This is a genomic window from Limimaricola soesokkakensis (assembly GCF_900172345.1).
Taxonomy (GTDB): domain Bacteria; phylum Pseudomonadota; class Alphaproteobacteria; order Rhodobacterales; family Rhodobacteraceae; genus Limimaricola; species Limimaricola soesokkakensis.
Window position 1 is genome coordinate 1 of record NZ_FWFY01000023.1, and the last position, 23,739, is coordinate 23,739.

20 protein-coding genes and 1 pseudogene are annotated in these 23,739 nt (G+C 65.7%); 2 read left to right on the top strand and 19 right to left on the bottom strand.

Going from position 1 to position 23,739, the window contains the following annotated elements:
- Positions 1 to 687: 687 nt before the first annotated feature.
- Positions 688 to 1,545: a DUF3626 domain-containing protein gene (locus LOS8367_RS18115; RefSeq protein ID WP_207569296.1), complete on the bottom strand. Its 858-nt coding sequence runs from the start codon at positions 1,543 to 1,545 to the stop codon at positions 688 to 690.
- 444 nt (positions 1,546 to 1,989) lie between these two features.
- On the opposite strand from LOS8367_RS18115, the gene LOS8367_RS18120 reads away from it, so the two are divergent.
- Complete coding sequence (locus LOS8367_RS18120; RefSeq protein ID WP_085897949.1) at positions 1,990 to 3,294, top strand: NAD(P)H-dependent oxidoreductase; 1,305 nt, start codon at positions 1,990 to 1,992, stop codon at positions 3,292 to 3,294.
- 7 nt (positions 3,295 to 3,301) lie between these two features.
- Here LOS8367_RS18120 and LOS8367_RS18125 read toward each other — a convergent pair whose 3' ends face one another.
- The 11 genes from LOS8367_RS18125 to LOS8367_RS18175 form a co-directional block, all read right to left on the bottom strand.
- A complete protein-coding gene (locus LOS8367_RS18125; protein ID WP_085897950.1) occupies positions 3,302 to 5,671 on the bottom strand; it encodes a thiamine pyrophosphate-binding protein in 2,370 nt (789 codons plus the stop codon).
- A gap of 176 nt (positions 5,672 to 5,847) precedes the next feature.
- On the bottom strand, positions 5,848 to 7,419 hold the full coding sequence (locus LOS8367_RS18130; RefSeq protein WP_085897951.1) for a GMC family oxidoreductase: 1,572 nt from the start codon (positions 7,417 to 7,419) through the stop codon (positions 5,848 to 5,850).
- 22 nt (positions 7,420 to 7,441) lie between these two features.
- Positions 7,442 to 7,969 (bottom strand): Twin-arginine translocation pathway signal, encoded by a 528-nt coding sequence (locus LOS8367_RS18135; protein ID WP_085897952.1) that lies wholly within the window; start codon positions 7,967 to 7,969, stop codon positions 7,442 to 7,444.
- Between the two features lie 50 nt (positions 7,970 to 8,019).
- Positions 8,020 to 8,415: a VOC family protein gene (locus LOS8367_RS18140; RefSeq protein ID WP_085897953.1), complete on the bottom strand. Its 396-nt coding sequence runs from the start codon at positions 8,413 to 8,415 to the stop codon at positions 8,020 to 8,022.
- 119 nt (positions 8,416 to 8,534) lie between these two features.
- Complete coding sequence (locus LOS8367_RS18145; protein WP_085897954.1) at positions 8,535 to 8,825, bottom strand: ribbon-helix-helix domain-containing protein; 291 nt, start codon at positions 8,823 to 8,825, stop codon at positions 8,535 to 8,537.
- 331 nt (positions 8,826 to 9,156) lie between these two features.
- The gene (locus LOS8367_RS18150) at positions 9,157 to 10,221 is read right to left on the bottom strand and encodes an ABC transporter ATP-binding protein (protein WP_085897955.1); all 1,065 of its coding nucleotides are present in this window, start codon (positions 10,219 to 10,221) and stop codon (positions 9,157 to 9,159) included.
- The gene (locus LOS8367_RS18155) at positions 10,214 to 11,275 is read right to left on the bottom strand and encodes an ABC transporter ATP-binding protein (RefSeq protein WP_085897956.1); all 1,062 of its coding nucleotides are present in this window, start codon (positions 11,273 to 11,275) and stop codon (positions 10,214 to 10,216) included. The genes LOS8367_RS18150 and LOS8367_RS18155 overlap by 8 nt, the downstream gene beginning before the upstream one ends.
- On the bottom strand, positions 11,275 to 12,174 hold the full coding sequence (locus tag LOS8367_RS18160) for a carbohydrate ABC transporter permease (RefSeq protein WP_085897957.1): 900 nt from the start codon (positions 12,172 to 12,174) through the stop codon (positions 11,275 to 11,277). The genes LOS8367_RS18155 and LOS8367_RS18160 overlap by 1 nt, the downstream gene beginning before the upstream one ends.
- On the bottom strand, positions 12,171 to 13,037 hold the full coding sequence (locus tag LOS8367_RS18165; RefSeq protein WP_085897958.1) for a carbohydrate ABC transporter permease: 867 nt from the start codon (positions 13,035 to 13,037) through the stop codon (positions 12,171 to 12,173). Before LOS8367_RS18165 ends, LOS8367_RS18160 begins: the two co-directional genes overlap by 4 nt.
- Positions 13,038 to 13,102: 65 nt before the next feature.
- A complete protein-coding gene (locus LOS8367_RS18170; protein ID WP_242665650.1) occupies positions 13,103 to 14,638 on the bottom strand; it encodes an ABC transporter substrate-binding protein in 1,536 nt (511 codons plus the stop codon).
- An 84-nt stretch (positions 14,639 to 14,722) separates the two neighbouring features.
- Positions 14,723 to 15,775, bottom strand: coding sequence for an NAD(P)-dependent alcohol dehydrogenase (locus LOS8367_RS18175; protein ID WP_085897959.1), 1,053 nt, complete (start codon positions 15,773 to 15,775; stop codon positions 14,723 to 14,725).
- Positions 15,776 to 15,962: 187 nt separating this feature from the next.
- Between LOS8367_RS18175 and LOS8367_RS18180 the strand changes: the two genes are divergently transcribed.
- Complete coding sequence (locus LOS8367_RS18180) at positions 15,963 to 17,969, top strand: sigma-54-dependent Fis family transcriptional regulator (RefSeq protein WP_133056380.1); 2,007 nt, start codon at positions 15,963 to 15,965, stop codon at positions 17,967 to 17,969.
- Positions 17,970 to 17,991: 22 nt separating this feature from the next.
- On the opposite strand, the gene LOS8367_RS19215 is transcribed toward LOS8367_RS18180, so the two are convergent.
- From LOS8367_RS19215 to LOS8367_RS18210, 7 genes and pseudogenes are all read right to left on the bottom strand, one after another.
- Positions 17,992 to 18,408, bottom strand: a complete 417-nt coding sequence (locus tag LOS8367_RS19215) for a 4Fe-4S dicluster domain-containing protein (protein ID WP_207569297.1) — start codon at positions 18,406 to 18,408, stop codon at positions 17,992 to 17,994.
- Positions 18,405 to 18,917: a hypothetical protein gene (locus LOS8367_RS19220; protein ID WP_207569298.1), complete on the bottom strand. Its 513-nt coding sequence runs from the start codon at positions 18,915 to 18,917 to the stop codon at positions 18,405 to 18,407. Before LOS8367_RS19220 ends, LOS8367_RS19215 begins: the two co-directional genes overlap by 4 nt.
- Before the next feature lie 214 nt (positions 18,918 to 19,131).
- Positions 19,132 to 20,097 (bottom strand): annotated as a pseudogene (locus tag LOS8367_RS18190) (IS5 family transposase).
- A 108-nt stretch (positions 20,098 to 20,205) separates the two neighbouring features.
- A complete protein-coding gene (locus LOS8367_RS18195) occupies positions 20,206 to 21,981 on the bottom strand; it encodes a SulP family inorganic anion transporter (RefSeq protein WP_085897961.1) in 1,776 nt (591 codons plus the stop codon).
- A 64-nt stretch (positions 21,982 to 22,045) separates the two neighbouring features.
- The gene (locus LOS8367_RS18200; RefSeq protein ID WP_085897962.1) at positions 22,046 to 22,963 is read right to left on the bottom strand and encodes an MBL fold metallo-hydrolase; all 918 of its coding nucleotides are present in this window, start codon (positions 22,961 to 22,963) and stop codon (positions 22,046 to 22,048) included.
- Entirely contained in the window at positions 22,960 to 23,403 is a 444-nt protein-coding gene (locus LOS8367_RS18205) for a YeeE/YedE family protein (protein WP_085897963.1), read from the bottom strand. The genes LOS8367_RS18200 and LOS8367_RS18205 overlap by 4 nt, the downstream gene beginning before the upstream one ends.
- Before the next feature lies 1 nt (position 23,404).
- Positions 23,405 to 23,739: YeeE/YedE family protein (locus tag LOS8367_RS18210; RefSeq protein WP_085897828.1), on the bottom strand; the 335-nt coding region annotated here is incomplete at its 5' end.

Below are 23,739 nucleotides of genomic sequence, written 5' to 3' on the forward strand. Positions count from 1 at the left end.
TCAGCCTTGGGCAATATCCCACCCGCCGAATTTGCCATGAAAACAGCACTGGAACAGCAGGCCGCATAGCCTCAGAAACCACCCATGGATTCTCCGTCAAACCGGAGGAAAGACGGGTCTCAGGTCACATTCTAAAAGCGCACAGGGCGCTACCCCACCCAGTTCGGCCAAGCGCCGGCAAGCCAACTCGTCGCCTTGGATGACCCTTGAGAAGGGGAGGTCGAAGTCTCCGCCGAAAGTGGCGGCCGGGAGGCCATTCCGGTTCGCAAGACGCGACATGAAGGAGAAGGCTGGTTCTCGTTCGCCGAGGGGAACGGAGAGAGGAAGTGAGGTCATCAAGATCTCGGAAAGAATAGGGGGCCAATGAGCGGCTGCTTCTCGGGCGTACTCCCTCGAATACCGTCGCTACATTACTGACGCTATCACTCAGTTGGCTCGATGAACCTCAACCGCTGCCCATAAACGGTCGTTTGCGTTGGGCGCCGCGAAGGTCGGCACCCAGCCCTTCCACGACGTTCGAGCATGGCGCAGCATTGATCGACGCTCGGGGCACGAAGGGCGGTAAGCCGACATTCCGACATTCGCCGCAGGCCGGGCCGAGGTCCAGTGAGCGGACAAAGCCGCCGTTGGAAGTTTTGGTTTGAACATCCGCTAATACTAAGGTGGGCATGTAAATAATGTGTGTTGTCACGGGAAACGAAAGCTCACAGGTGACCCAAATCGCGCAACACAGTGCCAAACCCGCTTCAAATCATGTAGATCGGCAGGTCCGCCTCTGCGAGCCTTCGCAATACAGGCGGGGGTCAAGTTCGGTCCATTAAAGAGGGACGCCGCGAGCTCAGCAATCCGCTCATCCCTGTAAGCTTCACAAAATGGAAGTTTCGATGCTGGCATAGAAAAGCCGGGATGCCATTCGACAGGGCATTCCAGATTATGCGCAAATTTTTCAATAACGGTGCCGCGGAAGCTTGGGTCAAGCACGATCGCACTGACATCATCCGAAAGATCTATCAGTCCATGTATTTGAGCCTCCACATAATCATCAAGCGGATCATCGGCTGGTTGGACGGCCTCAAGAAGCCCCATTTTTTCGGCTACCCCGAAGTTCTGTGGATCAAGGTGGCTATCGGGGTAACAAAACGTTGCGCGATCTAAGACTTCAGGGCGGAGCCGAAAATGCGCCGAACCGAACCTTGGCGAACCACCGATAGTCAATCGCTGATGGTTCAACGCCCCGTATTTTGGACGGTCCGTGGCTTCAGCGGAGTCGTAGGCTCCGCCAAAGATACGGCTTTCCCAAAGCAATCGACCACAATCGGGGTGAGCAAACATCGCGCCATTGCTGATCCCAGTTTCAAACTGGGAGCGGTAAACGCCATCTCGAGCAAGAGCCTCGATCACAAGCTCACTACCATAAAGGGCGTCAGGATGGAAATTTATGGTGATCGCGTAATCCCTGTCGAATGGTAGTCCGCTCGATTTGTTCCGAACGTTGCGCGTCGCTTTCTCGATGATTGCAAACGATGGAACTTCAATTCGTGGCATAGCTATCTCGCTCCATCACATTTCTTCGAACTCGACATTCGCGCCCTGTGCAGCACTAAGCAATATGGGCTCGAAGCTGACCTTTGCTACGCAAGGCATGAAGGTCGGCTTAGCGCCGGTCGCGTCGGTTGCCCTGTCGCTACTATCCGACTCTGCGAAGTCCGCTTCCTGCGCATCGCGGTCATTCGTACGGGGTTACGGCAAAGGCTCGCTTGCTAGATTCGGTGGCTAGCGCCCAGCAGCCGGAGAGGCCCCACCTCAGCTTACTATTTCGGACGCCGTTTCTCGCCTGCCCTCGAATCTTGCAGCTGCTTCGACCTCAGCAACTAGGGAATTTTCAGTCACACGCTGAAAGGAGGGTTGGATGGTCTTACGACAGGGAACGCACATGGACCTTGCTGGGATTTTCGCCTTCACTGCGCGCAGGGAGAAGGGGAGGTATCCATGAATCTGGCGAAGCTCTGCGCGGCGCGCGCGGCCGGGGGGCGGCCCGTCACCGCCGGTCTGATCGGCGCGGGCAAGTTTGGCTCGATGTTCCTGGCGCAGGTGCCGCATGTCGAGGGGCTCGAGGTTGCCGCGATCGCGGATCTCGACCCCGAGCGCGCCCGCGTGGCCTGCCGCGAGGTGGGCTGGGACGAAGCGCGGATCGCGGCCACGCGCTTTGTCACTGACGGGGCGGAGTTGGCGGCGCTGGACGGGGTCGAGGTGGTGATCGAGGCGACCGGCCACCCGCGCGCGGGCATCCGCCACGCGCAGGCCGCGATTGCGGCGGGTCGGCACGTGGTGATGGTCAATGTCGAGGCCGACGTGCTGGCAGGCCCCGTATTGGCGCGCCTAGCCGACGAGGCAGGCGTGGTTTACTCGATGGCCTTCGGCGACCAGCCGGCGCTGGTTTGCGAGATGGTCGACTGGGCCCGCTCGAACGGGTTTCGCGTCGTCGCGGCGGGCAAAGGCACGAAATACCTGCCGAGCTATCACGAGGTGACGCCCGACGCGGTCTGGGAGCATTATGGCCTCACGCCCGGGGAGGCGAAGGCGGCGGGGATGAATCCCCAGATGTTCAACTCCTTTCTCGACGGCACCAAGAGCGCGATCGAGGCGGCGGCGATCGCCAACGCCACCGGGCTTTCGGTGCCCGAAGAGGGGCTGGCCTTCCCGCCTTGCGGCGCGGATGACCTCGCCCGCGTGCTGCGCCCTCGCGAGATCGGCGGGCAGTTGGAGCGGACGGGCATGGTCGAGGTGGTTTCCAGCCTCGAACGCGATGGGCGGCCGGTGTTCCGCGATCTGCGCTGGGGCGTCTACGTGGTGATCGAGGCGCTGAGCGACTACGCCGCCGCCTGCTTCCGGCAGTACGGGCTGCCGACCGACGCGACGGGGCGCTATGCCGCGATGTACCGGCCGTTTCACATGATCGGCCTGGAACTTGCCACCTCGGTGCTGTCGGCGGCGCTCAGGGGCGAGGCCACGGGCGCACCCTTGGGCTTTCACGCGACCGTCGCGGCCATCGCCAAGCGGGACCTCGGCCCCGGCGACCAGCTCGATGGCGAAGGCGGCTACACCGTCTGGGGTCGGGTCATGCCCGCCACCCGGGCGGCGCGTGACGAGGTGCTGCCGATCGGGCTGGCGCAGGGGATCACGCTGCGCCGGGCGGTGGCCAAGGGCACGCCGCTGTGTTTCGCGGATGTCGAGATCGCCGAGGACGAGGCGGTGCGGCTCTACCACGACTGCCTTGCCATGGCCGGGGGCTGACCCCGGCCTATCGCCCGGCCGCCAATCGCGGCCCGGCGCTCAGCCCCAGCGCCGTCTCGGCGATCGAGGCGGCGTCGATGCCGAAGTGGTGGTAGAGATCGGCGATGCTGCCGGTCTGGCCGAAATGCTCCACCCCGAGCGACATGGTGCGGTGTCCCGCCACAGCACCCAGCCAGGCCAGCGTCGCCGGGTGGCCGTCGATCACCGTGACCATCCGGCAGTCGCGCGGCAGCCCGTCGAGCAGCCGCTCGGCATGGCTGCGCGCCCCCGCCACACCGCGCGCCCGCGCCCGCTGCGCCGCCGTCCAGCCGGCGTTGAGCCGGTCGGCCGAGGTCACCGCCAGCACGCCCACGTCGCGCCGCATCCCGGAGAGCCGCCCGGCCGCCGCGATCGCCTCTGGCGCGATCACGCCCTGATAGGCGATCACGACTTCGCAGTTCGGCCCCGGCGGGCGCAGCCAGTAGGCCCCGTCGATCGCGCCTTGTCGGAAGGCGTCGTCATGGCGCCGCCCGGGCTGCTCGATCGGGTTGGTCGACAGCCGCAGGTAGACCGAGCCGCCGGTCTCGTCGCGCAGCCATGTCCGCTCGTCCGGGTCGCCCGCGCCGTCGCGCTGCAGGTAGTCGAAGGCCCAGTGCATGATTACCGACAGCTCGTCGACGAAGGCCGGCTCGAAGGCGGCGAGCCCGTCCTGGCTCATGCCGATCAGCGGCGAGGCGATGGACTGGTGCGCGCCGCCCTCAGGGGCGAGGGTGACGCCCGAGGGCGTGCCGACCAGCAGGAAGCGGGCATCCTGGTAGCAGGCGTAGTTCAGCGCATCGAGGCCGCGCGCGACGAAGGGGTCGTAGACCGTGCCGACCGGGATCAGCCGCTTGCCGAACAGCGCGTGCGACAGCCCTGCCGCACCGAGAAACAGCATCAGGTTCATCTCGGCGATGCCGAGCTCCATGTGTTGCCCCTCTGGCGCGAAGTCCCATTTCGCGGTCGAGGGGATCTTCTGCGTGCGGAACGCGTCCTCGCGCGCGGCGCGGGCGAAGAGCTTGCGGCGGTTGACCCATGGCCCGAGGCTGGTAGTGCCGGTCACGTCCGGCGAGGTCGTCACCAGCCGGTCGGCGAGCGGGCCGCCCTGCTTGGCGATCGCGTCGAGGAACTTGCCAAAGCCCGCCTGCGTCGAGGCCTCGCGCTCCGACGGGAGATCGAGTGTGGGGGCGGGCAGGCGGTCGTCGTGTTGCCGTCGTGACCCGCCCGCGAAGAACGGCACGCGGTCGAGCCAGTCGCGAAAACCTGCCTTGTCCTCGACGGCGGCGAAGGGCTCCCATTCCGCACCCTCGGGCACGCCCATGTGGCGCTGCCAGTCGGCCATCTGCGCCTTGGTCATCAGCCCGCCATGGTTGTCCTTGTGCCCGGCGATCGGCGTGCCCCAGCCTTTGATCGTATAGGCGAGAAAGCAGGTCGGGCGGTCGTGGTCCACAGCGGCGAAGGCCTCGGCCATCGTCTCGACGCAGTTGCCGCCGAGGTTCTCCATTAGCGCGGCCAGCTCGGCATCAGAGCGCCGCTCGATCAGTGCGCTGACCTCGCCCTGATCGCCGAGATCGTCCATCAGCCGCTTACGCCAGACCGCGCCCCCCATGAAGGTCAGCGCCGAATAGTCCTGGTTCGGGCAGGCGTCGATCCAGTCGCGCAGCGTTGTGCCGCCCGGCTCCTCGAAGGCAGCACGCTGCAGCACCCCGTGCTTGATCCGCACCACCTCCCAGCCGAAGGCGCCGAAGATCGCCTCGATCCGCTGCCACAGCCCCTCGCGCACGACCCCGTCGAGCGACTGTCGGTTGTAGTCGACCACCCACCAACAATTGCGCAGGTCGTGCTTCCAGCCCTCCTGCAGGCATTCGTAGACGTTGCCCTCGTCGAGCTCGGCATCGCCCATCAGCGCGACCATCCGGCCCAAACAGAGGTCTTGGCCCCAATCCTTGGCCGCGACATAGTCCTGGACCAGCGAGGCGAAGGCGGTGATGCCGACGCCCAGGCCCACCGAGCCGGTCGAGAAGTCTACCTCGTCGTTGTCCTTGGTGCGCGACGGGTAGGACTGCACGCCGCCCCAGCCGCGGAAGTTCTTCATCCGCTCGAGATCCTGCCGCCCCATGAGATATTGCATCGCATGGAACACCGGTCCCGCATGCGGCTTGACCGCCACCCGGTCCTCCGGGCGTAGCGCCGTGAAGTAGAGCGCCGCCATGATCGACACCATCGAGGCCGAGGAAGCCTGATGTCCGCCCAGCTTGATCGCGTCCACCTTGGGGCGAATGTGATTGGCATGGTGGATCATCCAGTGCGACAGCCACAAAAGGCGCTGCTCCGCGGTTTTCAGATGGGACTGTGTCATTGGTGTTCCTCTCCCGCGCGGCCCGGATCGCCGCTCACTCCCCGGAGCAATTGCTGACGTGATGCGCGGGAGGAAACAATACCATCCCGACCCAGGTGCCGGCCTCCGGGGCGAGGGCAGGCGAGTATGCGCGGCCGCCCTCGGGGCGGCCGCGCATGGGTGCCGTGCGGAAGGCGTCAGAGGTTGCCCGCCGACAGCTCCCGCGAGATGTGGTCGGCCTGCCGGATCGCCAGCGCGACGATGGTCAGCGTCGGGTTCTCAGCCGCGCCAGTGGTGAACTGTGAGCCGTCCGAGACGAACAGGTTGTCGATGTCGTGGCTCTGGCCCCAACGGTTGACCACCCCGTCGCGCGGGTTCTCGGACATGCGGTTGGTACCGAGATTGTGGGTCGAGGGGTAAGGCGGCGTTGGCAGGGTACGGGTCGCGCCGACCGCGTCGTACATCGCCTGGCCTTGCTTGTAGGCGTGCTCGCGCATCGCACGGTCGTTGGCATGGTCGGAGTAATGCACGTTGGCCACTGGCATGCCGAACTGGTCGGTCACGTCATGGTTCAGCGTCACCCGGTTGGTCTCCTGCGGCATATCCTCGCCGACGATCCACATGCCCGCCATGTTCTCGTACTGATCGAGCGCCGAAGTGAACTCGCGCCCCCAGGCGCCGGGATCGAGGAAGGCCGCCATGAAGGGCAGGCCGAGCGACAGGGTCTCCAGCTCATAGCCGCCGACGAAGCCGCGCGAGGGGTCGTGCTTTGCCTCGTCCTGCATGATCCCGGCCATAGTCGTGCCGCGCCACATCTTCACCGGCTTGTCGAACACACCGTAGACCGAGCCGGTCAGGTGCCGCATGTAGTTGCGCCCGACTTGTCCCGAGGAATTGCTGAGCCCGTCGGGATACATCGACGAGGCCGAATTCAGAAGCAGCCGCGGGCTCTCGAAGGAGTTGCCGGCCACCGCCACGATGCGCGCCATTTGCTTGTGCTCGTTACCGTCGGCATCGGCGTAGACCACGCCGTTCACCTTGCCGTCAGGCCCGTGCTCGATCCGCAGCGCATGCGCCTTCTCGCGTACCTCGAGATTGCCGGTCGCCTCGCCCTCGGGGATGTCGGTATAGGCTGAGGACCACTTGGCCCCCCACTTGCAGCCTTGGAAGCAGAAGCCGGTCTGCTGGCACATCAGGCGATCGTGGTTTTCGGTCGAGTTGATCGCCATCCGGCCAGTGTGGAAGTTCTCGTAGCCTAGCGCCTTGGCTCCGGCGGCGAAGACCTTGTAGTTGTTGCTGCCGGGCAGGCCCGGATTGCCATTGGTGCGGGTGACGTTGAGCTTCTTCTCGGCGAGGTCGTACCACGGCGCCATTTCCTCGGCGTCGATCGGCCAGTCGAGCAGGCTCGCGCCCTGCACGTTGCCATAGGTGGTCGCGGCCTTCCACTCGTGGTCCTGAAAGCGCAGCGAGGCGCCGGCCCAATGGGTGGTAGTGCCGCCGACCGCCTTGACGATCCAAGCGGGCAGGCCGGAGAAATCCTTAGCCACGCGCCAGTCGCCCGAGGTGGTGCGCGGGTCGAGCCAGGCCAGCTGGCCGAAGCTCTCCCACTCGTCGTTGATGTAGTCCTCAGGAAGGTAGCGCCCGCCGGCCTCCAGCGCGACGACCTTCACGCCCTTCTGCGCGAGCTCGTTGGCGAGCACGCCGCCGCCCGCGCCGGTGCCGATGACGACGACGACGCTGTCGTCGGAAAGTTCGAATGGTGCAGTCATGTCATGTCCTCCCCGGTCCGGCTCAGAGCCAGGCGATGTCGTCGAAGCCGCGATACAGGTAGCCGCCTTGGCTGAAGGACTCGCCCTCGTAGCCGAAGATTGGCCAGACGGCCTTCTGATTGTAGAGGCCGGTTACCAGCCCGCCGCGGATCTTCTGGAAGAAGTCGCTGTCCTCGATCGAGCGCAGCAGGTCGACCCGGTCGCGCTCCCAGCCGATGTCGAGGTAGCTGCCGTAGCCCCGGCCGCGCGCGGCCGCGTTTAGCATTTCGATCCCGGCTTCGGTGGCGTCGACCTCCTGTGGCGTGTCGTAGCCCTTGACCGCGACGACGTAGTTCTCGTCGGGAATGCGATCATGCGGGTAGATGTCACGCGCGAGCTGCACCAGCGTAGCGAAGCTGTCGGGCTTCATCGCGTTCATCTCGGTCGCCCAGGCCGCGTCGGTGGCGGCCACGTAGCCGGCGCCCACCACGAAGGATGCCCCGGCGGCCGTCGCCCGGGCGAGCAGCTGCCGACGCGTCAGGCCGCGCGGGCCTGCAATGGTCTTTGTCATTGTCGTCTCCTCCCTGTTGGTCGTATAGGCGCTTCTCCGCGCCGGCGACCTCATGCGAAGCGCCCGGAGCGCTCCAGAACCTCGATCTGGTAGCCGTCGGGATCGGCTACGAAAAAGAAGCGGCCCACCAGCTTGCCGTCTGGCGCAAACTCCACCAGCTTGCGTGGCTGCAGCCCTTCCTCTTCAAAGCGGGCATGCTCGGCGTCGAGATCGGCGACCGAGACCGCGAGATGGCCGTAGCCGTCGCCAAGATGGTAAGGCTCTTCGCGCCCTTTGTTCACAGTGAGTTCAAGCTCGAAGCCGGTCTCGGCGTTCGACAGGTAGACCAGCGTGAAATCCGAGAAGTCGAGCCGCTCGGCGACTACCAGCCCGAAAGCGCGACGATAGAAATCGAGCGAGCGCGCCTCGTCGCGCACCCGGATCATGCTGTGGATCATCCTGGCCATGGTTCCCTCTCGTTCCGCCGCCGTTTCGACAACATTGCGACCGGTTCAAAGAGGTGGGGTAGTAGTCGGTTACTACCGGACGGGTTTTGCAACCGCGTCAGGCGCGCCGTGCGGCGAATTCATTCGGCCGCCAAGAGCGCCGGCTCATTGCGGTCCCCCTCGAAGGCCACGAGGCATGCGCAGCGCAACAACGATGTAAAGTTCGACGGCTCCCCGTGCAGTTCGAGCACTTCAGCATGCAGTTTGGAGATGAAGGCTGGAGTGCTGCTTGCCTCGCGCTCGGCGATCCGATCAATGATATCCCAGAACGAGTTCTCGAGCCGGATGCTCGTGCTCTGGCCGTTGAGGCGTAGCCGACGCGTGCTGCTGGCATAGCGTTCGGGATCCTGTCCGGCGAAAACCTGACACATTCGAACTCGCCCCCTCCTTGTACGGAACCGCGTTGTCCCGTGAGCCTTCATTCTCGAAGGAATTTCCTCGAGGTCAATGCTCCACACTATCACTGCGCTGTGAGTGCGCGATGCGTCCGATCTTCGTTAGTGCCGGAGAAGCAATCAGGTTTGCCGATCACGCAGCTTTCGGTTGCTTCCGGTCGTGGTAGGAACCTTGCGTCATTCAAGCCCGAGACCGATCGAGGTTCGATTGACGTTTTTGGCAGGATTGAATCAAGCAACGCGAGCGACTCCCGCAAAGCGAGCGTGGTGACACATCGAGGCCTTCGGATCTCAACGGACGAAGCAGCTAGGTTACAATTCGTCCGTTCTGGTAAAGTCGCAGGCCGGCCTCGGGTATTGTCAGGCAAATCTCAGAGCCATGACGGCAACTCCCAGCAGGCAAGCGGGCTCGGATAGTTTGGCCGCCGCGAGTCACCTCGACGATCTCCTCCAGCCCTTCAAACCAGATCCGGGAAACAACGCCCCTGATCGACTGACCCGGACCGGTCAACTCGACTTTCTCGGGACGGAACCCGATTTCCAACGGCCCTTTAGCCAGTTCTCGCGGCGCGCGGCAGGACAGATCCAGCCCCGGGACCCGGATCTCATTTCCTTCCCGGGTCGCAGGTAGGAAGTTCATCGCAGGGGCGCCGATGAAATAGCCCACATGCCGCGTGGCCGGCGCCTCGAACAGCTCGTTCGGGCCGCCCGACTGCACTACCTCGCCATGGTTCATCACGACGATGGTACGCGCGAAGGTCATCGCCTCGTCCTGGTCATGCGTGACCAGCACCATGGTCAGCTTAAACTCCTCGTTGATCTGCTTAAGAATTCTCCGAAGCTCGAACTTCATCTGTGGATCGATCACCGTCAGCGGTTCATCGAGCAGAATGGCGCTGACGTCCTCGCGCACCAGCCCGCGCCCGAGCGAGACCAGCTGCTTCTGGTCCGCCGTCAGGGCGTTGGCCCGGCGCCTGAGCTGCGCGGCGAGGCCGAGCCGCTCGGCGATGTCCTCAACGCGTTTTTTGATCTGCGCCTGCGGCATTTTGCGACACAGCAGCGGGAAGGCGAGGTTCTCGGCCACCGTCATCGAGGTGTAGATCACCGGCACCTGGAACACCTGCGCGATGTTGCGTCGCCCGGTGTCGAGCGCGGTGACGTCGCGCCCGTCGAACAGCACCCGGCCATGGCTCGGCTTCAAGAGGCCCGAAATGATGTTGAGCATCGTCGACTTGCCGCAGCCCGAGGGGCCGAGCAGCGCGTAGGTCTGCCCGTCCTGCCAGACCATGTCGATCGGCTTGAGCGCATAGGCAGGATCGGCCGCGTCGGGTGCGTAGGAATGGGCGAGCTGCTGCAGGTGGATCTCAGCCATGGGAGGCTCCTTGAGAGATGAGCGCACCGTTGGCCGCGAAGACGAAGCCGCGGTCCAGCCGCGCGGAAATGCCGATCTCGCTGCCAGGCGCGTGGGCGACGACGCTTTTCTCGTGCATCACAAGCGGCAGGCCGGCGAGGTCGAGATGGGTGACGGTCTCAGAGCCCGAGACCTCGGTCAGGATTACCCGGGCGCGATGCGGCCCGCCCGGCGCGATGTCGCCCGCGCGCAGCCCGAGCCGATAGCGTCCCGGCGCGAGATCGCGGCCCAGCGCGCCGAGTTCCTGCGTGCCGAAGGGGCCCATCCTGGCCACGGTGTCGATCTCCAGCGGCACGATGTTGATCGGCGGGGCGTTGACGACCTGCGCGGCCTCGAGCGTGGCGGGGCGCTCGAAGATCGCCCGCGGGTCGCCCGCGTCGAGCAGCCTTCCCTCGGCCATCAGCATGATCCGGTCGCCGAGCTGCAGCGCCTCGCGCGGCTCGGTGCTGGCATAGAGGACGGTGGTGCCGGTCTCGGTGCGCAGCATCTCGACCAGCTCCTCGCGCAGACCCTCTCGCAGCTTGTAGTCGAGGTTCACGAAGGGCTCGTCGAGCAGCAGCACCGGCGCCTTCTTGACCAGCGCGCGGGCGATGGCGACGCGCTGCTGCTGGCCGCCCGACAGCTGCGATGGGCGACGGTCGACCATCGCGGCGAGGCCGACCTTGTCCAGCATCGCCCGCGCGGCGTCGCGCGCCGCGGGCCATTTCTCGCCGCGCCGCACGAGCGGGAAGGCGACGTTGTCGAGTACCGGCAGATGCGGGTAGTTGATGAACTGCTGGGTCACCATGGCGATCGGGCGCTTCCATGGCGGCAGCCGCCTCCAGTCGGCGCCGTCGAGACGGATCTCACCTGCGTCGGGGATCGCCAGGCCGGCGATGGCGCGCAGCAGGCTGGTCTTGCCGGCCCCGGTGCGGCCCAGAATGGTAGTGAGAGTGCCGGGAGCGAAGCTGGCGGTGATGCTGTCCAGATGCGGCACGCCATTCTCGGCGAGGCGGAGATTGTGAAGATCGAGCATCAGCGTACGGCTCCGGCGAGGCCGCCCTTGCTCAGGAACCGCTCAACCAGAAAGGCCAGCAGCACGAGGGGCGCGATGGAGATAAGGGCGGAGGCGGAAAGCGCCCACCACGGCGTCACCGAGGAGTTCAGCGCAACAATGGCGACGGGCAGCAGTTGCGTCTTAGTGAAGGTCAGCGTGAAGGCGAAGAAGAAGTCGTTCCAGCCGAAGATCACGCAGAACATGCCGGCAACGACGAGGCCGGGCAGGGCGTTGGGCAGGATCACCCGGACGAAGGTGGTGACCGGGTCGCAGCCATCCATCCACGCCATTTCGTCGAGGCCGCGCGGGATCGAGTTGAAGAAGTCGACCATCACCCAGACCGCGATCGGCATCAGGAGCGCCACGTAGACGAGGATCAGCCCCGCCAGCGTGTCCAGAAGCCCCAGCGCCTGCAGCATCAGGAAGAACGGGATCGCCAGCACGATCGGCGGCATGATCCGCTGCGAGATGAAGAAGAAGGTGATGTCGGCGTTGCGCATCCAGCCGAAACGGAAGGTGAAGCGGGACAACCCGTAGGCAGCAAGCGTGCCCAGCGTGATCGAGATCACCGAGGCGCCCAGCGTTACCGCGATGGAATTGAGGTAGGGCCGGGTGATGTCAGTGCCGCCGGCGCCGCCGAACAGCGAGGACCAGCCTTGGGTCGAGGGCCGATACTGGATCCAAGGCAGCCATGTCGCGCCGTTGGTGACGCCGTTGGCGTCCTTGAACGAGGTGGTCAGCGCCCAGAGGAAAGGGAACACCACGAAGGCCGACCACAGCAGGATGAATACGTATTTCGCGATCAGCCCGGGGCGCAGGGCGGGGACCGCCTCGGGCTCGCTGCGCGACAGGGCGGCGGATTGCGTGAGATCGGTCATGACTGTCCTTTGACGAGAAAGCGGACCATGAGCTTCGCGATGATCGTGAGCGCGACGATCATGATCACCAGATAGGTGATCGACAGCGCCGCGGAGTAGCCGATCTGGAAGTCCCGCAGGCCACGAATGTAGATGTAGTAGCTCGCCGTCTCGGTGGCCTCGCCCGGCCCGCCCGAGGTCAGCACGTAGACCGTGTCGAGGATCTTGGACGCCTCGATCAGTCGGATCAGCAGCGCGCCGACCGAAATGGCGGCAAGGCCCGGAAAGGTGACCGAGAAGAAGGTGCGCACCGGCCCTGCGCCGTCGATTTTCGCGGCGAGATAGGGCTCGCTGGGCAGTGATAGCAGTCCGGCCAGCAGCAGCAGGAACATGAAGGGCGTCCACTGCCAGATCTCGACGATCATCACGGCGGCGAAGGCCCAGCCGGGGCTCGACAGCCAAGGCTGGCCGCCGAGGACGATCGCGTCGAGCAGCGGGTTCAGCGGCCCAAGGGATTCATGGAAGATGGTGCGCCAGATCACCGACATGATCACCGGGGTGGTCATCATCGGCACGAGGAACAGCACTCTGAAGAAGCGCCGCGCATGCACGTCCTTCCAGACCATCAGCGCCAGGGCGAAGCCCAGCACATACTGAATCAGCACCGTCGAGATCGCCAGCAACGACAGCCGCGACAGCGCGCTCCAGTAGCGGGTGTCCTCGAACAGGCGGACGTAGTTCTTGACCCCGGCCCAGCTCAGGCCGGGGTTGTAGACGTCCCAGCCCGAGAAGCTGACGCGGATCGTGAAGATCAGTGGAAACAGGATGATCGCGGTGAGCGCGATCAGGCCGGGCAGCAGGAACAGGTATTTCTGACGGTACATGGGCGCGCCTCCAGCGGGCTGGCGCGATCGCGGGGGCCCAAAGGCCTCGCGATCGCGGTCGGGGATCAGCGCGCGTCTTCGAGCGCGACGACGTTGGCGTAGGCGCCGCGGATCGTGTCGGCACCGATCCGGTCGACGATCGCGGTCCATTCCTTGGCGACGCCGTCGAGCGCCTCCTGCGGGGTGGCCTCGCCCGCCTGCGCCCGGGCCACGCCGGCCGCGAGGGAGGACATAAACTCGCCGACGCCGGGGATGCGCAGGTCGAACACCCGGTTCGGGCTCGCGTCGATGCCACGCAGCGTGTCGACATAGGTCTGCGCCACCGCAGGCTCCCAGCCGAGCTTATCCTGGTAGAAGTTCGCGTCGAAATGGCTCTCGCGGTAGGGGTTCACCCCGAAGCGGCCCACCTGCAGGTCGGCGTTGGTGTTGGCCTCGTCGGAGAAGAAGCACAGGAAGTCGAAGGCCATGTCCTGGTCCTCGGAGCCCTTGGCCACGGCCGAGCTCCAGCCCCATGTGACATAGGCCGGGCGGTTGGGCTCATCGAAGCTGTCCCACTGGCCGGTCTCACGGTTCCAGACCTCGCGGGCGCCCGGCAGCTCCGCCGCGGCGACCTTGTTGCGGATCGGGCTGTCCTCCTGCATCGCCTGGATGAAGGCGTCGTCCCAAGAGTAGCTCATCAGGCTCTGGCCGCCGCCGAAGGAGAAGATCTCGTCGCCCAAGCCGAAGTTGGTGCCACCCGGCGGCATCGAATCCTGCGCCGCGACGAACTGCTCAAGCCCGCGCACCCAGCCGGGGGTGTTGATCAGGGGCTCCATGCTTTCAAGGTCGAAGAAGAAGCCGCCGCCAACGTCGGGGTGCTTGGCATAGGCCGCCACCCGGCTGATGAAGGCCGAGAACATCAGGTCGTCGCGCTTGGTGACCTCGGCGGTGCCAAAGTTGGGCTGGCCGTCGCCGTCCCAGTCCCAGCCCGAGAACACCTTGGAGATCTCGGCGTAATCGTCCCAGGTCACAGGCACGGCGAGATCCTTTCCGGTCTCCTCCTTGAACTTGGCCTGCATCTCGGAATTCTCGAAGATGTCGGTGCGGTACTTCAGGTAGTGCCGGTCGCCGTCCATCGTGTAGAGCAGCATCTGGTCGTTCCAGTTCGCCACGCCGCGATAGGTCTCGGTGACGTCCTGCATCCCCGGCACCTGCTGCATCTCCTCGGGTACCGCCGCCAGATAGGGGTTGAAGTCGCCGAGCCAGAGCGAGGCGAAGAACAGCACGTCATAGGCCTGCTGCCGCGTCTGGAACGGGATCATGATGCGCTGGAACAGGTCGCCGAAGGGCACATGCACGACGTTGACCGTGGCGCCGGTCAGCTCGCCGAACTGCTTGGCGTGCAGCGCGGTCGGCTCGCCGATCACCGGGATCGCGTGGGTGATGACGTTGAGCGTGCGGCCCGAGTAGTCCTTGGCATCGATCGAGGCGTAGCTGCAGGCGCCGGGCACGTCCTCGTCGATGCCGTAGGTGGCGCTGTAGTCGGTCTGCGCGAAGACCGGGGCCGCGGCGAGCGCGAGCGCGGAGCTGGCCATCAGGGCCGAGCGGAAGCTGAAGGTCACGGTATCCTCCCTAGGGATGTCTGTGGCGAATAGGATATGGCGCGGGACCGGCCTCCTCCGGTCCGGTCCCGCGCCGGGGCGGGCTCAGGGCACGAGGACGGCGCGACCCTTGATCCGGCCGGCATTGAGGTCCTGCAGCGCCTCGTTGGCCTGCGCGAGCGAGTAGTGCTTGGTTGCCAGCTCGACGAGGCCGCGATCGGCGAGCGACATCAGCTCGGTCAGCTCGGCCCAGGTGCCGACGAGGTTGCCGATGATGTTCTTCTCGCTGATGATCAGGTCGACGGTCGGCACTTGGATGTCCTCGCCGTAGCCGACGATGTAGTAGCTGCCCATTGGCCGGGTCATCGCGAGGCCGCGATGCGTGGTGCCCTTTTCGCCGACGAAGTCGATCACCGCCTCGGCGCCCTTGCCGTTGGTGAGCGACAGCACCGCCTCGACCTCGCCACCGTCGGCCTTCACGAGGTGATCGGCGCCGCCGTGGCCGGCGAGCTGCAGCGAGGCGTCGGAGATGTCGACGACGATGATCTTGGCCGCGCACATTGCGCGCAGTACCTGCACGCCGATATGGCCCAAGCCACCGGCCCCGATCACCACCACCGACTGGTCCGGCAGGAGCTGCTGCGCCGCCTTCTTGCAGGCGCGGTAAGCAGTCAGGCCCGCGTCGGAATAGGGTGCCACGTCTTTGGGCGCGAGGGTGCGGGGCAGGGCTACGAGGTTGCGCGCCGAGGTTTGCAGGTATTCCGCGTAGCCGCCGTTGCTGTCGAGGCCGGGGAACTTGCCGTCGGCATGCATGTCATGGCCGCGGCGGCAGGCGAGACAGGTGCCGCCGGTGACCTTGGGATGCACGATCACCGGATCGCCAACCTTGAAGCCTTCGACCTCTGGCCCGACCTCTTCGATCCAGCCGGCGTTCTCGTGGCCCATGATCAGTGGCAACAGCGCGCCGCCCGTGGGGTCCATGTGCGGCCGCCAGATGCCCTCGATGATGTGCAGGTCGGTGCGGCAGACCCCGGCGCCGCCGATACGAACGATGACGTCCGCGGCCTTGACAATCTTCGGGTCGGGGACCTCTTCGAGCGAGACCCAGGACGACGCCTTCAGCGCCGGATCGTAGTCGTGAAGCACTTGGGCCTTCATGGTTCCTCCATCCCTGTGCCGGGCCCCGGATCCCGGGGCGGATGAAGGGTCGTCGCAAAGGGGCGGACGTTACGGCAACTCTCGTCTCAGAGGCTTTGAAACTGTCAATTCGGTGAACACTTCCGCCGTCATGCCGTTCAATGAATGAACAAGGGACGCCCGCCCGTCATCCGCGCCCGAAGCCGAAGTGTTCAGCTTCTGGACACTTCACACAGCCTCCAGCGAATCACCCTTTAGGCGTGCTATGCATCCCGTCATGCAGGGCGGGGAGGCTCTGCAACTTCCGGCCTGCCTCGCACGCCGGGTCCGTGCGGGGGGAGACGGCATGGAGACCCAGACGACCGCGTTGATGCGCGCGCGCGGCATGCTCGAAACCCATGGCCGGTTTCCTGGCGGCGCGTTGCCTCCGGACATTGCAGATAGCTGGCTACGTTCGCTCGAGCACGGTCTTGACCCTGCGGGGCGGCCCGAGGCGATGGTGTTGCTGCCCACCGCCTTCGAGCAGGCCCGAGAGAGAAGTCGTGATCTGATCCGCTTTGCCCGGCCTGAGCTTGAGCTGCTCTATGACCAGATCGCCGGGTCGAACTTCATGATCGCGCTTGGCAGCCCGGAGGGGCTGGTGCTGGAAACGCTCTCGGACAGCCAGTTCCAGCAAAGCGAAGCGAGCCGCGCCGTAATCGCCGGCTCGATCTGGACCGAGGCCGTGGGCGGCACGAACGGTATGGGACTCTGTGCCGCGACGGGGCGTGCCGCGCAGGTCTATGGCGGCGAGCACTTCTTTCGCACTCACGGCAACATCGCCTGCATCAGCGCGCCGATCTTCGACGGGCGTGGCGGCATGGCCGGGATCCTCGACGCCTCATCGGGGATCACCGTGCGTCAGCAGCACACCGCCGCACTGGTGCAGATGTCGGCGGCCAATATCGAGAACGGGCTAATCCGTCATCGTCACGACAACCGGTTGGTTCTACAATTCCACCCGCGCCCTGAATATCTCGGCACGTTGTCCTCGGGGATGCTGGTGCTCGACGAGGATTTTTCAGTCCATGCCATCAACCGGCGCGGGGCGCTGTTCCTGACGGGTCTGCCGACACTGATCGGGCGAGGCTTTCCGGAAATCTTTGATGCTCGGTTCGAGGATCTCGCCTGCCGATTGGTCCGGGGGGAAACGCTGCGCGTGCGCGATCGTTTCGGCTCGGCGGTCTCGATGCGCTGCGTGGCAAATCGAGCTGCCTTCGCGCTGGCGGGACGCCACGGAGCGGCCGCGCCGCTGGCACCCGCCCGCAGCCAGACCGAACGCAACCTGTTCAAGGACGTCGTGGTCGAGGACCCGGATCTCTGGCGTCAGCTCGCTGCGCTGCCGGAGGCCGTGGCTCGGCGAGTGCCGATCTCGATCATGGGAGAGACAGGTACCGGCAAGGAAATGGTGGCACGGCTTGCCCATGCCGCGGCGGGCAAGGATCGGCCCTTCGTAGCCTACGATGCGCGACTGGCGACCGAGGAGGATTTCGCGCGGGTGATGTTCGGGAGCGGCCCCGGGGAACCGGGGCTGCTTGCGCGGGCTTCTGGGGGGACACTCTACCTGGATGAGGTGACGGAGCTGCCACCGCGCGCGCAGGCGGCGCTGGCGCGGGTGCTCGACACCGGTGAATATCGCCGGTCAGGGTCGTCGGAGACGGTGCGCTGCGACGTCCATGTCGTATCGAGTTCATGCCGTCCGTTCGATACGGCCCAGTCGGAGGGGCGGTTTCGAGCGGACCTCCGACATCGCCTTGCCGGTTACGCGATCAACCTGCCGCCCTTGCGAAGGCGGTCCGATATCGCCCCGCTGGCGCGGCGCCTCATCGCGGCAGCCAACCCGGAATTGCGCCTCGACGACGGCGCATTAGCCATCATCGCAGGCCACGATTGGCCGGGAAACCTGCACGAGTTGCGGGCGCGCATGTCGCAGGCCGCGCTGTTGGCCCGCGGTCCGACAATCGGCCGCGACGATCTATCGGATCTCGTCGCGGCGCGTCCATTCGACGACAAGGATCGACATCAGGCCTGCGCCGGTTGCAGCGGCACGGCTTGGAAGGAACAACAGTGCCGCGGCATTCAGCTGGAGGTCGAGCGCAGCCAGGGCAATATTGCGGAGACCGCGCGTCGGCTTGGCGTGTCACGTACCACGATCTACAAGCATCTAGGCAGGTGAGACTGAGATACTTGGCTGGCTATCAGAATTGATCTCCCGTCTCTCGTTCTGCGCGCCGTGCCAGCTTGGCGGCCAAGTTCGGCCCCACGCCGGGCCGTGACCACGGGCAGACCGCGATGCAGATCCCGCAGCCGTGATGCTCGTTGAAGAACGGCAGGCACTGGTCGAAATCTACGTACCACTTGCTCGCTCCGCGCACCTGCTGCTTCTCCGGGTAGATCGCCTCGGGCGGGCAGGCGTCCTCGCAGATCCGGCAGCTGGCGCAGAAGGCATCAATGCCATGCTCCCGCGCCGGGGTGGGGGCGAAGGGCGCGTCGGTCAGCACGGCCGAGAGCCGGAAGTTCGCGCCGAGATCGCGATCGATGATCGAGCCGTGCTTGCCGAGCTCTCCGAAACCGCAAGCGAGCGCTGGCGGGATAAGGGTGAAGTCCCCGGTCATCGGCCCGGTAACCGGCTCAGCGGCCAGCCCTCTTGGCGCAACCAGCCCGCGACCTGCTTGGCGGCATGCGCTGCCCGTCCGTATTGCCGAATAACCTCGGCACCGGCCTCGACCTCGGGCGCTTGGCTGAGCCGGGCGTAGTCGTGCTGCACCCCCAGCATGATCACCCGCGACTGCGGCACCGAGCGGCCCTCGTAGCACCATTCGGTTTGCATCTCGGCGACGCCGGTCTTCTCGCACAGGCCGGCTTCGACGAAGCCGTCGAGCAAGGCGGTCCAGTCTTCAGGCGCGCGCGTGACCTCCTCGGCGGCGACCTCCGGCAACGGCGCTTCGAGGATCGCCTGCCGCGCGGCCCGTTCCGCGAGTAGCGCCGGTGCATCCGGCTGGACCGTGTAGAACCAACGCTGCATCTCGCCATGCGGGATCTGGCTTGGATCAGGGGCCCAGTAGACTAGGCGCGGCGGATGCGGATCGGGATCATCCAGCCCGTTGATGTCATTTCCCGACACGGGGGCGCCAGCGCCATCTGGGCAGGGTCGGGCTGGTAGGGGCGATACGGATTGGGCTTCGGCATGGCCGGAGGTTAGCCGACCAGCGACACGCTACAAGCGGCCGCGGGCAAAGCGCGGGTTCACTCGAGAAGACCCGTCTTCCTGACGTAAGATTATCGACGTTGTTGCAGAACTCAGGCTTAAGGCGCAGGTGCCCCTTTCCCCAACGAGGTCATCCCACTCGAACGATTTCGGCGGTGCCGAGGGCTGAGAAGCGGTTCATGAGGGCGATGCGGATGTGGACTTCGGCGGTCTGGCGGTCGGGATCTCTCGCAGCGATGCGCTCCCCGAATGTCTTCAGGCATCGCATCTTGGCTTCGACGCGGCTGCGGAGGTGGTAGCCGGTCCGGCGTGTCCAGAAGGCTCGACCAAAGTGCCGTGTCGCCCGAAGGATGTCGTTGCGGGCCAGGGCTGCCGGGCCGTCCTCTTTCCAGGGGCGCCCGTTCTTGCGGATCGGAATAATCGCCGAGGCCTGTCGCTCGATGATCGCGGCATGGCGGCGGCGCGTGTCATAAGTGCCATCGGCGGTCACGGTGCCGATCGGCTCGTCGTCGAGGATCTGGTCGAGTAGGTCCGGCAGGACCGGGCTGTCGCCATCGCGGCTGGGGGTGAACTCCACGGCGCGGATGTCGGAGGTGGCGGTATCCATGACCAGATGGATCTTGCGCCACTGGCGGTGCCCCTGCACTCCATGTTTGCGGGCCTGCCATTCGCCATCGCCCAGGAATTTGATCCCATTCGGCATTGTCCTCGGACCGATGGCAGACGATGCCTCATTGTCGACGAGCAGGTTGAGCGGGCCATCGGCCCGGCGATACGGGACCTGAACTGACAAGGTCGTCTGCCTGCGGCACAGCGTCGAGTGGTCCGGCACCGGCCAGTTCAGCCTCGCCATCCGCAACAGACTGGCCACCATCCCTGCCGTCCGCCTCAGCGGCAGTTTGAACAGCACCTTGATCGAGAGACAGAATTGTATCGCGCTCGGAGAAAACAGGGGGACGTCCCGGCCGTCCTTCATGCGGTGCGAGCCACGTCATCTCCCGGTCCAGCCAGATCAGCAGAGAGCCACGCCTCCGTAGGGCGACGTTGTAGGCGGACCAGTTCGTCGTGCGATAGCGGGCAGCACAGGCTTCGTCATGCCACCCACCTAAGCGGCTACTTCGTTCTGCGAACCGTCAGGCAGGGAGTTCTGCAACAACGCCGTTTCGTGTGCCGCATCACTCGCCGCGTCAGGGCCAAGTTTTCTTCAGCCTGCGCTGAGCCGCACCATTTCCGGCGGGTCCTCGCTCTCACCGCTTGTCGGTGTTGCCCGTGCCAGCTTGCACGCTGCCTCGTGCTGGCTGAGGAACACCTCGCCGGTCAGCTCATCGAGGAAATGGCTGCGCTTGAGGCGGTCCATAACCGGGCCCTTCACCTCGCTCAGATGCAGGCGGATGCCCGCGTCGTGCAGACGGGTGTTGATCGCTTCAAGCGATTCCAAGGCCGAGAGGTCGATCTCGTTCACGGCAGGGAACATCAGCACGACGTCGGTGAGTTCGGGCTTGTCGGCAGCATAGGCCGACAGCTGGTCCTCGAGATAGCGGGCATTGGGGAAATAGAGGCTCTCGTCGACCCGCAGCGTCAGCACGTGTGGCTGGGTCTCGACCTCGTGGCGCAGCACGTTGCGGAAATGCTCGGTGCCCGGCACCCGGCCCACCACCGCCATGTGCGGGCGCGAGGTCTTGTAGAGATGCACGAGGATCGAGGTGACCACGCCTGCCGTGACGCCGACCTCGACGCCGAAGACCAGCGTCAGCAGGATCGTCGCCGAGACGGCGGCGAAATCGGCGCGGCTGAAGGCCCAGGCACGCTTCAGGATCGAGAAATCGACGAGGCTCAGGACGGCCACGATGATCGTGGCGGCCAGCGTCGCTTTGGGCAGGAAATGGATGAGCGGCGTCAGGAACAGCGCGGCGAGCGAGAGGCCGAGGGCGGTGAAGGCACCGGCGGCAGGTGTCTCGGCACCTGCGTCGTAATTCACCACCGAGCGCGAGAAGCCGCCCGTGACCGGGAAGCCCCCGGAGAAGGCCGCGCCCATATTGGCGGCGCCAAGGCCGATCAGTTCTTGGTCGGGGTCGATGCGCTGGCGCTTCTTGGCGGCCAGGGTCTGGGCGACCGAGATGCTCTCGACAAAGCCGATGATCGAGATCAGCAGCGCCGGGACGAAGAGCTGGGAAATCAGCGCGGGAGAGAAGGAGGGCAGGGTGAGCGGCGGCAGACTCTGGGGCACCTCGCCGACGATGGCGACGCCTCGCGCTCCGAGGTCGAAGGCCCAGACGACGAGAGTCGTGGCGACGATGGCCAGTACCGGGCCGGTCTTGGCGCCGATATCGGCCATGCGCGGGCCGAGGCCGATACGGCGCAGCAGCGGCTTCAGCCCCTTGCGGACCCAGAAGAGAAAGGCGGTGGCCGCCGCGCCGATCGCCAGCGTGATGAAACTGGTCTCGCCTAGATGCGCCAGCAGGCTGGAGACGATCTCGACCAGCGTATGACCCTCGCCCTTGATGCCGAGGATGTGCTTGAGCTGGCTCGCCGCGATCAGGATGCCGCTCGCCGTGATGAAGCCCGCGATCACCGGGTGCGACAGGAAGTTCGCCAGAAAGCCCAAGCGGAACAACCCCAGCGCCAGCAGCATCGCGCCCGACAGGAAGGCCAGCGTCAGCGCCGCGGCGACATAGCCCGCCGTGCCGCTCTCGGCGATGTTGCCCACCGCCGCTGCGGTCATCAGCGACACGACGGCGACCGGGCCCACCGCCAGCGCGCGGGAGGTGCCGAAGATCGCGTAAAGCAAGATAGGCGCGATCGAGGCGTAGATCCCGGCCTCGGGCGGCATGCCCGCGAGCAGCGCGTAGGCCAGCGATTGCGGGATCAGCATGATCGTCACAATCACCGCCGCGACCGCGTCGCCGGTGAACTGTCCCCGGTCGTAGTGGCGGCCCCAGTCGAGGATCGGCAGGTAGCGGGCAAGCGAAGGCAGGGTCATCGCGGCAGGTCCATGCGTGATCGAAGGGGGGGGCGGGCGGCCCTTGGGCCGCCCGGGGTCAGGCTCAGTCGAAGCGGTTGACCGGGTATTTCAGGTAGTGGTTGCCGTCATTCTCGGCCGGGGGCAGCCGCCCGCCGCGCAGGTTGACCTGCAGCGCCTCGATGATGCGGTGCGGCAGCGGCAGCGTCGCATCGCGCTCCTGCCGGCGTTGGATGAAGTCCTCGCGCGCGGTGCCGTCCTTGACGTGCCGGTTCTTCGCCTTGTGCTCGGCAACTGTGGCCTCCCACATCGGCTCGTCGCGCTCGGGCCCGCCATAGTCGTGGCCGACATAGAGCCGGGTGTTTTCCGGCAGGGCGAGGATGTCCTGGATCGAATCCCACAGTTCGTGCGTCTTGCCGCCCGGGAAATCCGAGCGGGAGGTGCCGATGTCGGGCTGCATCAGCGTGTCATGCACGAAGGCCGCATCGCCGCAGACATAGCTGATCGATCCTAGCGTGTGGCCGGGCGAGAGCATCACGCGCGCGTCGAGCTCGCCGATCTTGAAGGTCTCGCCCTCCTCGAACAGGTGGTCGAAATCGCGGCTCGGCTCGAAGGCGTCGGGCAGATTGTAGATGTCGGCCCAGATCTTGGCGATCTCGGGCACCAGCGCGCCGATGGCGTTGGGGGCGCCGGTGCGTTCCTTGAGATGCGCCGAGGCCATGACGTGGTCGGCATGCGGGTGGGTGTCGAGCACCCACTGCACCTTCAGGTCGTTGTCGCGGACGAGGTCGAGCACCTGATCCATGCTTTCGGTCGAGAACTTGCCGTTGCGGTGGTCGAAGTTCCACACCACGTCGATCAGCGCCGCCTGACGGGTCTTGGGATCGGCGCAGATGTACTGGATCGACCCGGTGTCGGGCTCGTAGATGCCCCAGACATCGGGGCTACCTTCGCCAGCCGAGGGCGAATGGCGGACGACGCGGCTCTTCAGGGGGTCGGTCATTGGGTAGCTCCTTTGCTGAGGGGCAGGGAGAGGTCGGGGGTGTGCCGGGCCAGCCACATGCCGGCCAGCATGAAGGGCACGAAGATCAGCGTCCCGGTCGCCGCGATCGGCAGCGCGGTCAGCGCCGGGCCGGGGCAGAAGCCGCCAAGCCCCCATCCGGTGCCGAACAGCGCCGCGCCGGTCAGCAGCTTGGGGTCGAGGTCGGTCCGGCTTGGAATGCGGAACTCGGTGTCGAAGAACGGGCGCGAACGGCTCCGGGTGAGCCATGCGAAGCCCGGCGCGGTCACCGCGATGGCACCGCCCATGACGAAGGCGAGGCTCGGGTCCCACGTGCCGAACACGTCGAGGAAGTTCAGCACCTTGGCCGGGTCGGACATGCCCGAGACGATCAGGCCGAAGCCGAAGATCAGGCCGGAGAGAAGCGCGAAAAGCTGTTTCATCTCAGCCTCCGATGAGGTGGCGGGTGACGAAGACCGTGACGAAGGCCGCGGCCATGAAGGTGACGGTGGCGGTGATCGAGCGCATCGAGCCGCGGCTGATGCCGCAGACGCCATGGCCCGAGGTGCAGCCATTGCCATAGGTGGCGCCGAAGCCCACCAGCAAGCCCGCGACCGCCATCAGCGCCGGGCTCGACGGCACCCATTGCTGTGGCCATTCGCCGGACACCAGCAGCCAGATCGGCGCGGCCAGCAGCAGGCCCAGCACGAACAGCGCCGAGACGCCGCGCGCCTCGGCATCGGTCGAGCGGGCGAAAATACGCGAGGTGAGGCCGCTGA